The 12,504-nt window shown below is 59.1% G+C and carries 10 protein-coding genes and 1 tRNA gene; 3 read left to right on the forward strand and 8 right to left on the reverse strand.

The window, feature by feature from the left end:
- Nucleotides 1-2 precede the first annotated feature (2 nt).
- The 5 genes from cysW to dibA form a co-directional block, all read right to left on the reverse strand.
- Nucleotides 3-872, reverse strand: a complete 870-nt coding sequence (cysW, locus tag AB4N91_RS25785; protein ID WP_458369075.1) for a sulfate ABC transporter permease subunit CysW — start codon at nt 870-872, stop codon at nt 3-5.
- Between the two features lie 12 nt (nt 873-884).
- The gene (gene cysT, locus AB4N91_RS25790) at nt 885-1,703 is read right to left on the reverse strand and encodes a sulfate ABC transporter permease subunit CysT (protein ID WP_007899634.1); all 819 of its coding nucleotides are present in this window, start codon (nt 1,701-1,703) and stop codon (nt 885-887) included.
- A gap of 69 nt (nt 1,704-1,772) precedes the next feature.
- Entirely contained in the window at nt 1,773-2,786 is a 1,014-nt protein-coding gene (locus tag AB4N91_RS25795; RefSeq protein ID WP_460111879.1) for a sulfate ABC transporter substrate-binding protein, read from the reverse strand.
- A gap of 74 nt (nt 2,787-2,860) precedes the next feature.
- Nucleotides 2,861-3,043: a sulfur starvation response protein OscA gene (gene oscA / locus AB4N91_RS25800; RefSeq protein WP_010464855.1), complete on the reverse strand. Its 183-nt coding sequence runs from the start codon at nt 3,041-3,043 to the stop codon at nt 2,861-2,863.
- Between the two features lie 204 nt (nt 3,044-3,247).
- Nucleotides 3,248-5,167 carry a phosphodiesterase DibA gene (gene dibA / locus AB4N91_RS25805; RefSeq protein ID WP_460111880.1) on the reverse strand — a complete coding sequence of 640 codons (1,920 nt, stop codon included), beginning with the start codon at nt 5,165-5,167 and terminating at the stop codon, nt 3,248-3,250.
- 146 nt (nt 5,168-5,313) lie between these two features.
- Between dibA and desA the strand changes: the two genes are divergently transcribed.
- Nucleotides 5,314-6,498 (forward strand): delta-9 fatty acid desaturase DesA, encoded by a 1,185-nt coding sequence (gene desA / locus AB4N91_RS25810; RefSeq protein ID WP_145309089.1) that lies wholly within the window; start codon nt 5,314-5,316, stop codon nt 6,496-6,498.
- A 255-nt stretch (nt 6,499-6,753) separates the two neighbouring features.
- Nucleotides 6,754-7,743 (forward strand): GGDEF domain-containing protein, encoded by a 990-nt coding sequence (locus tag AB4N91_RS25815; protein ID WP_102595053.1) that lies wholly within the window; start codon nt 6,754-6,756, stop codon nt 7,741-7,743.
- Between the two features lie 71 nt (nt 7,744-7,814).
- Here the strand turns inward: AB4N91_RS25815 and AB4N91_RS25820 are convergent, their stop codons facing one another.
- From AB4N91_RS25820 to gabD, 3 genes are all read right to left on the reverse strand, one after another.
- Nucleotides 7,815-9,029: a response regulator gene (locus AB4N91_RS25820; protein ID WP_221107964.1), complete on the reverse strand. Its 1,215-nt coding sequence runs from the start codon at nt 9,027-9,029 to the stop codon at nt 7,815-7,817.
- Between the two features lie 135 nt (nt 9,030-9,164).
- Nucleotides 9,165-10,442, reverse strand: coding sequence for a 4-aminobutyrate--2-oxoglutarate transaminase (gabT, locus tag AB4N91_RS25825; protein WP_077747474.1), 1,278 nt, complete (start codon nt 10,440-10,442; stop codon nt 9,165-9,167).
- A 185-nt stretch (nt 10,443-10,627) separates the two neighbouring features.
- On the reverse strand, nt 10,628-12,070 hold the full coding sequence (gabD, locus tag AB4N91_RS25830; RefSeq protein ID WP_010464868.1) for an NADP-dependent succinate-semialdehyde dehydrogenase: 1,443 nt from the start codon (nt 12,068-12,070) through the stop codon (nt 10,628-10,630).
- Nucleotides 12,071-12,419: 349 nt separating this feature from the next.
- Here gabD and AB4N91_RS25835 point away from each other — a divergent pair.
- Nucleotides 12,420-12,496: transfer RNA gene (locus AB4N91_RS25835), tRNA-Arg, on the forward strand.
- Nucleotides 12,497-12,504 lie beyond the last annotated feature (8 nt).

The following is a 12,504-nucleotide window of genomic DNA, read 5'->3' on the forward strand; positions in this document are numbered from 1 at the left end:
ACTTATTCCTCCGCGGCGCTGGCGCGCAGGCGGTTAATACGGTTTTCGCTCCACTGCTTGAGCAGCAGGATGAAGAGCGCCAGGATCAGCAACAGGCTCGCCACAGCGAACGCGGCCACGTGGTTGTATTCGTTGTAGAGGATCTCGACGTGCAGCGGCAGGGTGTTGGTCACCCCGCGAATGTGCCCGGAAACCACCGACACCGCACCGAATTCACCCATGGCCCGCGCGGTACACAACACCACGCCGTAGATCAGGCCCCATTTAATGTTGGGAACGGTGACGTGCCAGAACATCTGCCAGCCATTGGCCCCGAGCAAGCGCGCAGCCTCTTCTTCCTGGGTGCCTTGTTCCTGCATCAGCGGGATCAGTTCACGCGCCACGAACGGCACGGTGACGAAAATCGTCGCCAGCACGATGCCCGGCAAGGCGAAGACGATCTGGATGTCGTGATCCTGCAACCACGGCCCGAACAGGCCCTGGGCGCCAAACATCAGCACGTAGACCAGACCGGCGATAACCGGCGATACCGAGAACGGCAGGTCGATCAGCGTGACCAGCATACTTTTGCCACGGAACGAGTATTTGCTCACGCACCATGCAGCGCTGACACCGAACACCAGGTTGAGCGGCACTGATATCAGCACGGCAATCACCGTGAGTTTCAGGGCCGACAGCGCGTCGGGTTCGAAGATCGCGGTGAAGAACGCACCGATTCCGAGCTTCAGGCCCTGAGACACCACGATCACCAGCGGCAGCAACAGGAACAGGACGAACACCAGCCAGCCAAGGCCGATGAGGATTCGCCGCGACGAAGCGCTGCCACGACGGGCAGCGTTCGAGGAAGCAGCAGCAATAGACGATTGGGACATTTCTGCGCCTCCTTATGGGGTTTCGATGCGCCGCTGCAGCAAGTTAATCAGCAGCAACAGGACGAAGGAAACCACCAGCATCAGTACACCAATGGACGTGGCGCCGGTGTAATCGTACTGGTCGAGTTTGACCATGATCAGCAGCGGCAGGATCTCGGTTTTCATCGGCATATTGCCGGCGATGAAAATCACCGAACCGTACTCGCCGACCCCGCGGGCAAAGGCCAACGCGAAACCGGTCAGCCAGGCTGGCAGCAGCGCGGGCACCAGAATATGGCGGAAAACCTGTAGCGGTTTTGCACCCAGGCACGCTGCCGCTTCTTCCACTTCACGCGGGATATCAGCCAATACTGGCTGTACGGTACGTACTACGAATGGAAGTGTCACAAAAGTGAGGGCGAGGGTGATGCCGAGGGGGGTATACGCGATCTTGAAACCCAGGTCCGCTGCAAACTGACCCACCCAACCATTGGGCGCGTATAGCGCAGTCAGCGCGATACCGGCCACGGCGGTGGGCAAAGCGAAGGGTAAGTCGATCATCGCATCGATGACTTTGCGTCCAGGGAAGGTATAGCGCACCAGCACCCAGGCCAGCAGCGTGCCGATGATGCCGTTGATGATCGCGGCATAGAGCGCGGTGCCGAAGCTCAGCTTCAACGCCGCCAGCACCCGTGGCGCCGAGATAATCGCCCAGAACTGATCCCAGGTGAGTTGAGCGGCATGCACAAACATCGCCGCCAGTGGAATGAGCACAATCAGGCTGAGGTACACCAAGGTGTAGCCCAGCGTCAGCCCGAAGCCGGGTATGACGGGGGAGATACGACGCGACATAAAAGTCCTTGGTTGAGAACGCGCAAAGCCCCGAACTTAAATCCGGGGCTCGTTGATGGCTATTTAAAACTACTGCGCCTGGTAGATCTGGTCGAACACACCGCCATCATTGAAGAATTTCGGCTGAGCGCTTTTCCAGCCGCCGAAATCCTTGTCGATGGTCACCAGGTCCAGGGTCGGGAACTGCTTGCTGTAGTTGGCGGCCACATCCTTGTCACGTGGACGATAGAAGTTTTTCGCCGCAATTTCCTGGCCGGCGGGGCTGTACAGGTGCTTGAGGTACGCCTCGGCGATCTCGGCGTTGCCTTTTTTCTCGGCGTTCTTGTCGACCACAGCCACCGGCGGTTCGGCGAGGATCGACAGCGAAGGCACAACGATTTCGAACTTGTCCGCGCCGCCGTCTTCTTTCAAAGCCAGGAACGCTTCGTTTTCCCAGGCCAGCAACACATCACCCTGACCGTTGTTGACGAAGGTAATGGTCGAACCGCGAGCGCCCGTGTCCAGGACCGGCACATGCTTGAACAGGGTCTGCACGTATTCCTTGGCCTTGGCTTCGTCACCACCGTTGGCTTTCAGGCCGTAGGCCCAGGCCGCGAGGAAGTTCCAGCGCGCACCGCCGGAGGTTTTCGGATTAGGAGTGATGACCGACACGTCGTTTTTGACCAGGTCGCCCCAGTCCTTGATGCCTTTAGGGTTGCCCTTGCGTACCAGGAACACGATGGTCGAGGTGTAAGGCGTGCTCGCCTCGGGAAGACGCTTCTGCCAGTCGACCGGCAGGGTCTTGCCGAGTTTTGCGATTTCGTCGATGTCCCCGGCCAAGGCCAGGGTCACCACGTCGGCGCGCAGACCATCGATCACGGCACGGCCTTGTTTGCCGGAACCACCGTGGGACTGCTGGATTTTCACGTTATCGCCAGCGTGGTCCTTCTTCCAGAAGTTGACGAACTCGGCGTTGTAATCCTGATACAGCTCGCGAGTCGGGTCATACGACACGTTGAGCAACTCGTAATCCTTGGCAACCGCAGAACCAGCAAAAAATGCACTGGCCAGGGCGGCCAAAGCGAAATGACGAATCGACGACATGGTGAAAGCTCCTGGAATTCTTGGATGTGTTGGCTTTTTTATGGAGTGCTGGAAGCGCGGGCTGCCGGTTTTTTTCAGCTCGGTTTGTTGCTCGGGCTTTGCAGACGGAATTTTTCTTTGCGTTCGATCTGGACCACCTGGGCGTTGTGCACGGTGATCTCGACTGCGCCAAAACGCAGGTCGCGCAGTGCGCTCTGGATCTCACGCAAGATGGTGGCTTCGTCTTGACCCTCAACGCTACGTAGGGATGCGCTCATGGTGCTGCTCCTTCAACTGAGAGATTGCCTGGCAGTGGCGGCACTGCTTGCGGCGTGAGAGCAATACTAGAGACGCGTAGATATTCTTAAAAAGACTATTTAAGAATGTTTATATAACCAGAAAGCAGATCGCTTCGGCGCTATGCGCGAAGGGGGGAAGTATCCGGTGACGCTTTGCGTCACGGATTAAGGGGGGACCTGCGCTTAGCGAATTTCCGGCGCATGCGCCCAATCGAGCTGCTCGGCCGGAACCGGTCGCCCAAACCAGTAGCCCTGGCCCAGATCGCAATCGTGTTCGAGCAGGAAACGCGCCTGCTCGACCTGCTCGATCCCTTCGGCGTGCACCTGCATCCCCATGCTTTGCGCCAGCGCGATAATCACCCGCACGATCGCCACGTCGTCCTCATCCCATGGCAATCCTGCGACGAAGCCCTGATCGATCTTGAGCTTCTGCACCGGCAAACGCTTGAGCCGCAGCAGCGACGAATAGCCGGTGCCGAAATCATCGATGGCCAGCCGCACACCCAACTCGCGCAGTCGATGCATCTGCTCCAAGGCCACTCCCGGGTCTTCCATGACCGCGCTCTCGGTGACTTCCAGTTCCAGAAACGCTGGATCGAGCCCGGTTTCGTGAAGCACTTTCGCCACTTGCTGAAAGAGCTCACGGCGAGCGAACAGTCGAGACGAGACGTTTACCGCGATAAACGACAACGCCACACCGGCCTGCTGCCACGAGCACATTTGCTGACAAGCCTGGCGCATCACCCACGCATCGATCTCCGCGATCAATCCGGTGCGTTCGGCGATGGGAATGAATTCTGCCGGCGGCACCAGCCCTCGTTGCGGATGTTCCCAGCGCACCAGCGCCTCGGCGCCCACCAGCCGACGGGTCCTGAGGTCGTGAACCGGCTGGTAATAAACGCGCAGCTCCTGCTGCTCCAGCGCTCGGCGCAGTTCAACAGCCGTTTCGACCCGATTCTGGGCATGGGCGGTCAGCTCTTCGGTGTACAAGGCGTAGCCATCGCGACCGGCGCTTTTGGCCTTGAACAGCGCCGAGTCAGCGTTACGCAATAATTGTTCGGCACTCAAGGCATCGCCGGGGAACAGACTGATACCGATGCTGGTATTGATGAACAGTTGATGCCCGCCGATCAGGAACGGTTCTTTGAGAACATCAATGATCCGTTGCGCAAGCGCCGCCGCCTGCATCAACTGCGGACAGCTTTCGGCGAGCACCGCGAACTCATCGCCACCGAGCCGCGCCAGCGTGAGCTCCGGCCCGAGCATGGCCTGCAATCGCTCGGCCACGGCCTTGAGCAGTTCGTCACCGATGGTGTGCCCAAGGCTGTCGTTGATCATTTTGAAATGATCCAGGTCGATCATCAGTAATGCACAGCCACGCTTGTGCAGTTGCGCTGACGTCAGCGCCTGCTCGGTACGGTCGGTGAACAGCAAGCGGTTAGGCAGATCCGTCAGCGGATCGTGATGAGCCAGGTGCTTGAGCTCATGTTCGGAATTCTTGATTGCGCTAATGTCGGAAAACACCGCGACGTAATGGCTGAGCTGGCCCTGATCGTCGCGAATGACGCGGATCGTCTGCCATTGCGGGTAGATCTCACCGCTTTTGCGGCGGTTCCAGATCTCCCCGCTCCACTCGCCGAGGCTCTTGAGTGTCACGAACATCGTCTGGTAAAAATCCGCGGGGTGATGGCCCGACTTGAACAGGCTCGGTCGCTGACCCAGCACTTCCGCCTGCGAGTAGCCGGTGATTTCCATGAACGCCCGGTTAACGTGGACGATCAGCCCGTTGCTATCGGTGACCAGCACACCTTCACGTGTGCAATCGAACACAGCTGCCGCCTGGCGCAAACGCTCGCGCTCTTCATGACGCTCACTCAATGTGTTGCCGATCCCCAGGCAACGGAGCAATCGCGCTCTGGCAACGAAGATCAGGCCGGTGCTCAGCAGGATCCAGGCATAACCGTTGATCAGTTGCCAACGTACCAACTCGTCGGAGCCATCGAAGAAACTGTTCAATAAATAGCCGCTGAGCTGCAACCAGACGATGGAAATCAATAGATAGAGCAGCGCTGCTCGCGACGCGTCGCGATAGGTGGCAGACATTAGCCGTCCTTGTCCCTGCGAAAAGGATGGGATTATAGGTTAAAGAAACATCCAGCCACTCTTATCTGAAAGGGTGACTGGTTTTATCTGTGGGCTTAGTGATAATGCAACGGCTGTTTTTTTCTTTATCGAGGGCCCTATAGCCTATGTGGTACGAAGGTTTTCTCGGCTTGTCGCCCTGGTCACTGGTGGCAGTCACCCTGCTGATGACCCACGTGACGATCATCGGCGTCACGGTCTATCTGCACCGTTATTCAGCCCATCGCTCGCTTGAGCTCAATGCTGGCCTGAAACATTTCTTCCGTTTCTGGCTGTGGCTGACCACGGCGCAGAACACCCGCGAGTGGACCGCTATCCACCGCAAGCATCACGCCAAATGCGAAACCGTCGATGACCCGCACAGCCCGGTCATCAAGGGCCTGTCCACCGTTCTGCGCAAAGGTGCCGAGCTGTACCGCGCCGAAGCGGAGAACCCGGAGACCCTGCGCATCTACGGCAAGAACTGCCCTGAAGACTGGATCGAGCGCAACCTCTACAGCCGTTTCCCGCTGCTGGGTGTGGCGATCATGGGCGTCATCGACCTGCTGCTGTTTGGCACCATCGGCATCACCATCTGGGCGATCCAGATGATGTGGATCCCGGTGTGGGCCGCCGGCGTGGTCAATGGCCTGGGTCATGCCATCGGCTACCGCAACTTCGAATGCCGCGACGCGGCGACCAACCTGGTGCCTTGGGGCATCCTGATCGGCGGCGAAGAACTGCACAACAACCATCACACCTACCCTAACTCGGCAAAACTGTCGGTGAAGAAGTGGGAGTTCGACCTCGGTTGGGCCTGGATCCAGGTCTTCAGTTTCTTCCGCCTGGCCAAGGTCCAGCGGGTTGCACCGATCGCCCACCGCGTCGAAGGCAAAGGCAGCCTGGACATGGACACCGCCATGGCGATCCTCAACAACCGCTTCCAGATCATGGCCCAATACCGCAAATTGGTCATCGCGCCGCTGGTCAAGCAAGAGCTGGAAAAGGTCGATCACTCGGTCCGTCACCAGTTCCACCGGGCCAAGCGTCTGCTTTCGCGGGAAACCAGTCTGCTGGACGATAAGCACCACCTGCGCATCCAGACCATGCTCGAGCACAGCCAGGCGCTGAAGGTAATTTACGAGAAACGCCTGGCCTTGCAGCAGATCTGGGTCAAGACCAGCTCAAATGGTCACGACATGCTGGCTGCCATCAAGGATTGGGTACACGAAGCGGAAGCCAGCGGGATTCAATCCCTGCGCGACTTCGCCGACCAGTTGAAAACCTACTCCCTGCGCCCTGCTGCTGCCTGACCCTGCCGAAGCTCTTCCTTGTGGCGAGGGGGCTTGCCCCCTTGCGGCGACGAAGTCGCCGCAAAATCTGACGACGCGTTTTAACTGAAAAAACGCGCCTCAGATACCGCCCGGCGGGAGCAAGCCTCCTCGCCACGTAGCGCGGGAACCAATCTCCAAATCCCCTATCTCAAAGACACTTCGCCATACCCCGGCGGGCTTCGTTGTTGCTGCTTTCGAACCTCAAGCGGCGCACGCCCTTTGAGAGTTGTCCCAATGGTCCCAAAAAACCTGCAAGACGCACCCTTCGCTCAATCGCCCGACACTGCTCAAACCCTGATGGCGCTGATGCACGCCCAGAGCGAAGTCGCGCGCCTGAGCGAACGCGAACAGCTGTTCAGCTCCCTGCTGGTGAGCGTCAACGCGGTGCTTTGGGCCTTCAACTGGGAAACCCGTCAGGTGCTTTACGTCAGTCCGGCGTATGAACGGATTTTTGGCCGATCGGCTGGCAGCTTGCTGTCCGACTACAACGAATGGCGCGACAGCATTTACCCCGATGACCTCGACTACGCCGAGCGCAGCCTCGCCGAAGTGCTGGTCAAAGGCGCCGTTGAAGACCGCGAATACCGCATCATCGCCGCCGACGGCCAGGTGCGCTGGCTCAGCGACAAATGCTTCATCAACCGCCAGGCCGAGCCGGGCCAACCGGTGATCATCGTCGGCATTGCCGAAGACATCACCGAAAAGAAACGGATGGAAGCCGAGTTGCAGCGCCTGGCGACCACCGATGTGCTGACGCAAAGCAGCAATCGCCGACACTTCTTCGAATGCGCCCAGCGCGAGTTTGCTCAGGCGCGCAAGCAAGGCGCACCGATGGCGTTCCTGTTGCTGGACATCGATGACTTCAAAGGGGTCAACGACACTTACGGTCATCAAGCGGGCGACAACGTACTGCAACGAATCGCCGAGAGCGGTCGAGCCGCATTACGCCGGGGAGATGTATTCGGGCGGATCGGAGGCGAGGAATTCGCAGCGGTGTTTCCCGGCTGTGCACCCGATATGGCCATGCAAGTCGCCGAGCGCCTGCAATGGCAGATTCAGCAACTGAGCTTCAGCCATGATGACCAGACGTTCGGCATCACCGTCAGCCAGGGGTTGACCAGCCTGACGCCGGAGGACGACTCCCTCGACAGCGTATTCGCCCGCGCGGATGCCGCCATGTATGAAGCCAAGCGCCAGGGAAAAAATCGCATTATTTCCGGGTGACACCCATCCAAAATCCAACACAACTCCTGTGGGAGCGAGCTGGCTCGCTCCCACAGGTTTTTGTGTGAAGTTTACTTTTTGCGCAGCCGCATCAACTCCGGCAAGCCGATCTTGAGCAACCGCGCAGTCCGGCTCTTCGCCAAGGCCTCAATGCCCTCGTGCTCGGTCAGGCGCGCCAGTTGCGCGGCCATGTTCATCACCAACGCTTCACGAGAATAAACGCCGCCACCGAGCTGATAGGTCGCAGCAATCAACTCTCGCAACTCCAGCGGCAGCCGCCAGCGAGTTCGCAGCGACGAACCGTAGGCTGCGCCGAACTCGGCCAAGGCATTGCCGACCTCCTCCCGTTCATCCAGCTCGCCACCGGCCTGCTTCCATTCCTGCAAACACCTCAGCAACGCAAGGTCGCCGAGGCAATGCAGAATGCCTGCGCAATAACAACGCTCTTGATCCAGATCCAGCAACCGCGCCAGCGTGCGGGCGTATTCGGCAGTGTGCAGAGACAAGTCCCAGAAGCGCTCGGCATAGTCCGCCAGGAACGGATCGCTGAGCCGGGCACTGTGCTTGAGTGCCAACCCGAGGATCAGGTTCATGCTTTGCGCGGAGCCCAAGCGGTGCAGCGCCTGAGACAAGGTCTGGACCGCATCGCCAACGTGCAGCGCCGCGCTGTTAGCCGCCGCGATCAGAACGGCGGTGATGTGCGGGTCGGTGCGGATTTCCTCTTCCAGCCGCACCAGGTCAAGACCGCGGGTGTTCAGGCTGGCGTTGACCGCCATCTGCACATCGGCCATCAATGGCGCACCCTCCGCCAGTTCGCGACGGCGCTGCAGATACACCGACAAGGTCATACCGGCCGCCAGTGTCGGCATTTCACAGAAAACCTCTTCACCGGCGTTCAGCAGCAGATCCTGCAGACGCTGGGTCAGGCTTTCCATGTTCAGGGGTTTGGTCAGGTACGCCGTGGGCGCCAGGGGCAAGGCTTCGCGCACACTGGCGCTGTCGTTGCGGCTGCTCATCAGGATGAAAGGCAGTGGCGGATTGCGTTTGCGCTGACGGACGTTGCGCAAGACATTCAGACCGTCGACGCCGGGCAGCTCCCCGTCGACGATCACCAGGTCATACGGATTTTCCGCCAACAGCCGCAACGCTTCCTGACCATCGGCACACAGATCCAGCCGTGCGTCGCAGCGCACGCTCAACAGCACTTGTTTGATCAGGTCACGAGACCAAGGGTCAGCCTCGGCAACCAACACACGCGGTACAGCCGGTAAAACCACAGCGGTCATCTGCACGCTCCCTTTGCGATGCTTGTACCTTAGTCAATGCTGATCATGGACGGTGCAGTTTGTCCCGGGGACAAAAAAACCCGCCGAAGCGGGTTTTTTCTCGATCAGCTCACACATTCATATGAACATTTTAGATCAGAGTTCCGAGAAGCACTCTTCGATAATTGCCAGACCTTTGTCCAATTGCTCATCCGGCGCGGTCAGCGGAACCAGGACGCGCAGAACGTTGCCGTAAGTGCCGCAGGACAGCAGGATCAGCCCTTTGTCGCGAGCCTTGGCCACCACCGATGCCACCGCGGCAGCGTTCGGCTTGTGGCTGTCACCGTCGACAAACAGCTCGACCGCGATCATCGCGCCCAGGGCACGGACTTCGCCGATCACCGGGTATTTGGCCTGGATGGCTTTCAGGCCAGTGACCAGACGCTCGCCGACTGCCTTGCAGCGATCCAGCAGGTGCTCTTCTTCGAACACTTCCATCACGGCCAGGGCCGCAGCGCAAGCAATCGGGCTACCGGCGTAAGTACCGCCCAGGCCGCCTGGAGCAATGGCGTCCATGTATTCGGCCTTGCCGCACACACCGGCCAACGGGAAGCCGCCAGCAATGGATTTGGCGAAGGTGGTCAGATCGGCAGCAACGCCCATCTGTTCCATGGCGAAGAACGTACCAGTACGGCCAGCGCCGGTTTGCACTTCGTCAGCGATCAGCAGGATGCCGTGCTGGTCGCACAGGGCACGCAGACGCTTCATGAACTCTTTAGGCGCGACGTAGAAGCCGCCTTCGCCCTGAACCGGCTCAATGATGATGGCAGCGATGTCACGCGGCTCGGCGTCATTCTTGAAGATGCGTTCGATGCTGGCGATCGAGTCGTCGACGCTCACACCGTGCAGTTCGTTCGGGTACAGCGCGCGGAAGATGCCGCCTGGCATCAGGCCCATGCCGGCCGAGTAAGGCACGACTTTACCGGTCAGGCCCAGGGTCATCATGGTGCGACCGTGGTAAGCGCCGGTGAACGCGATCACGCCGGCACGGCCAGTGGCGGCACGGGCGATCTTCACAGCGTTTTCAACGGCTTCGGAACCGGTGGTGACCAGCAGGGTTTTCTTGGCGAAATCACCTGGCACCTTGGCGTTGATTTTTTCGCACAGCTCTACGTACGGTTCGTAGGCCAGCACCTGAAAGCAGGTGTGGGTCAGCTTGTTCAGCTGCTCGGTCACCGCGGCGATGATTTTCGGGTGCACGTGACCGGTGTTCAGCACGGCAATACCGCCGGCGAAGTCGATGAACTCGCGACCTTCAACGTCGGTCACGGTGGCGTTCTTCGCGTGGTCGGCGAAGATCGGGTGAATCTGGCCAACACCGCGCGGTACAGCGGCTTCGCGGCGTTTCATCAGGGATGCGTTAGTCTTGCTCATAAAGTCCTCATTCACCGCTCATCGGGCGGCGTGGTTCAAGGAAAATGCGGCGGGGAGGCAACTACGGCAGCATGCGATGATCGACTGCCACAGCTTTCCCGGCCACAGAGAAAATTCCGTTTGAAGCGCAGAAAGGGACAGCGCTCTCGTGCCCTTTCCGCTTGTTGCATTCCCGTCTGCCGAGCTTAGATGCCCAGGCAGAGGTATTTGATTTCCAGGTAATCTTCGATGCCGTACTTGGAGCCTTCACGGCCCAGGCCCGACGCCTTGATGCCGCCGAACGGCGCGACTTCGTTGGAGATCAACCCGGTGTTGACGCCGACCATGCCGTATTCCAGGGCTTCGGCCACACGGAACACACGACCCAGGTCGCGAGCATAGAAATACGAGGCCAGGCCGAACTCAGTGTCGTTGGACATCGCGATCACTTCGGCTTCGTCTTTAAAGCGGAACAGTGGCGCCAATGGACCGAAGGTTTCTTCCTTGGCCACGGCAGCGTTTTTCGGCACGTTGGTCAGGATAGTCGGCTCGAAGAAGTTGCCTTCCATGACCTTGCCACCCGCCAGAACGGTTGCACCTTTGCTGATTGCGTCAGCAATGTGCTCTTGAACCTTGGCCACGGCTTTTTCGTCGATCAGCGGGCCAGTGGTGGTGCCTTCTTCCAGACCGTTGCCGATCTTGAGTTTGGCCACGGCCACTTTCAGCTTCTCGGCAAACGCGTCGTAGACCGAATCCTGAATGTACAGACGGTTGGCGCAGACGCAGGTCTGGCCGTTGTTGCGGTACTTGGAAATGATTGCGCCTTCGACGGCCTTATCCAGGTCCGCGTCGTCGAACACGATGAACGGCGCGTTGCCGCCCAGTTCCAGGGACACTTTCTTGATGTCCTTGGCGCATTCAGCCATCAACTGACGACCGATTTCGGTCGAGCCAGTGAAGGACAATTTACGCACGATCGGGTTGCTGGTCAGCTCGCTGCCGATGTCGCCGGCACTGCCGGTGACCACGCTGAACACACCGGCAGGGATGCCGGCACGCTGGGCCAGTTCAGCCAACGCGAATGCGGAGAAAGGGGTTTGCGAAGCAGGCTTGAGCACCATGGTGCAACCGGCGGCCAGGGCCGGGCCGGCTTTACGAGTGATCATCGCGGCCGGGAAGTTCCACGGGGTGATGGCTGCGGTCACGCCGATCGGCTGCTTGATCACGATCAGGCGCTTGTCTGGCTGGTGGCCCGGAATCACGTCACCGTAGATGCGCTTGGCTTCTTCGGCGAACCACTCGATAAAGGAAGCGGCGTAAACGATTTCGCCCTTGGCTTCAGCCAATGGCTTGCCCTGTTCCAGGGTCATCAGTCGAGCCAGGTCGTCCTGGTTTTCGATGATCAGTTCGAACCAGCGACGCAGCTTGTTCGCGCGGTCCTTGGCGGTCAGTGCACGCCAGGCCGGCAGCGCCTTGTCAGCGGCTTCGATCGCACGGCGGGTTTCGGCAGCGCCCATTTTCGGCACAGTGCCCAGAATTTCGCCCGTTGCCGGGTTGTTGACCTTGATCGTCAGACCATTGTCCGCATCAACCCAAGCGCCATCGATAAAGGCTTGCTGGCGGAACAACTGGGTATCTTTAAGCTGCATGTCGGCTTTCCTTAACAGCACCGCGACCAGCGCGGAGCGAATTATGATTGTAGAAAGGCGCCTTGTAGGCTGCCGTCAGGGAAATCATTCACCGGGCTGAAGCACATAAATAGCGCACTGTTCGAAACTCGTGCGGTTCAGCACCCAGACAAGAGCGTTTGAAATCTCAAACGAATCCTAGGATCAAAGGGGGTAAAGGACAATAGTCTGTTCGAAAAAAAGAACGAAAACGCCGCATTTGCCTACTTTTTCTGATCAACGTAGCAAACGGTTGTTACGCTTGCGAAAACCGCAGTCGATTCAGCAGCATGGACGCCCGCAGTGCATATGAGTATCATGGCGCCCGCTTGCACCAGTAGCTCAGCTGGATAGAGTACTGCCCTCCGAAGGCAGGGGTCGTGGGTTCGAATCCCGCCTGGTGCACCATACTAGTA

The organism is Pseudomonas sp. H3_D04, from assembly GCF_054669175.1.

Coding starts and splice junctions, on each gene's coding strand:
- cysW (WP_458369075.1), bottom strand. CDS start 872: ATGTCCCAATCGTCTATTGCTGCTGCTTCCTCGAACGCTGCCCGTCGT.
- cysT (WP_007899634.1), bottom strand. CDS start 1,703: ATGTCGCGTCGTATCTCCCCCGTCATACCCGGCTTCGGGCTGACGCTG.
- AB4N91_RS25795 (WP_460111879.1), bottom strand. CDS start 2,786: ATGTCGTCGATTCGTCATTTCGCTTTGGCCGCCCTGGCCAGTGCATTT.
- oscA (WP_010464855.1), bottom strand. CDS start 3,043: ATGAGCGCATCCCTACGTAGCGTTGAGGGTCAAGACGAAGCCACCATC.
- dibA (WP_460111880.1), bottom strand. CDS start 5,167: ATGTCTGCCACCTATCGCGACGCGTCGCGAGCAGCGCTGCTCTATCTA.
- desA (WP_145309089.1), top strand. CDS start 5,314: ATGTGGTACGAAGGTTTTCTCGGCTTGTCGCCCTGGTCACTGGTGGCA.
- AB4N91_RS25815 (WP_102595053.1), top strand. CDS start 6,754: ATGGTCCCAAAAAACCTGCAAGACGCACCCTTCGCTCAATCGCCCGAC.
- AB4N91_RS25820 (WP_221107964.1), bottom strand. CDS start 9,029: ATGACCGCTGTGGTTTTACCGGCTGTACCGCGTGTGTTGGTTGCCGAG.
- gabT (WP_077747474.1), bottom strand. CDS start 10,442: ATGAGCAAGACTAACGCATCCCTGATGAAACGCCGCGAAGCCGCTGTA.
- gabD (WP_010464868.1), bottom strand. CDS start 12,070: ATGCAGCTTAAAGATACCCAGTTGTTCCGCCAGCAAGCCTTTATCGAT.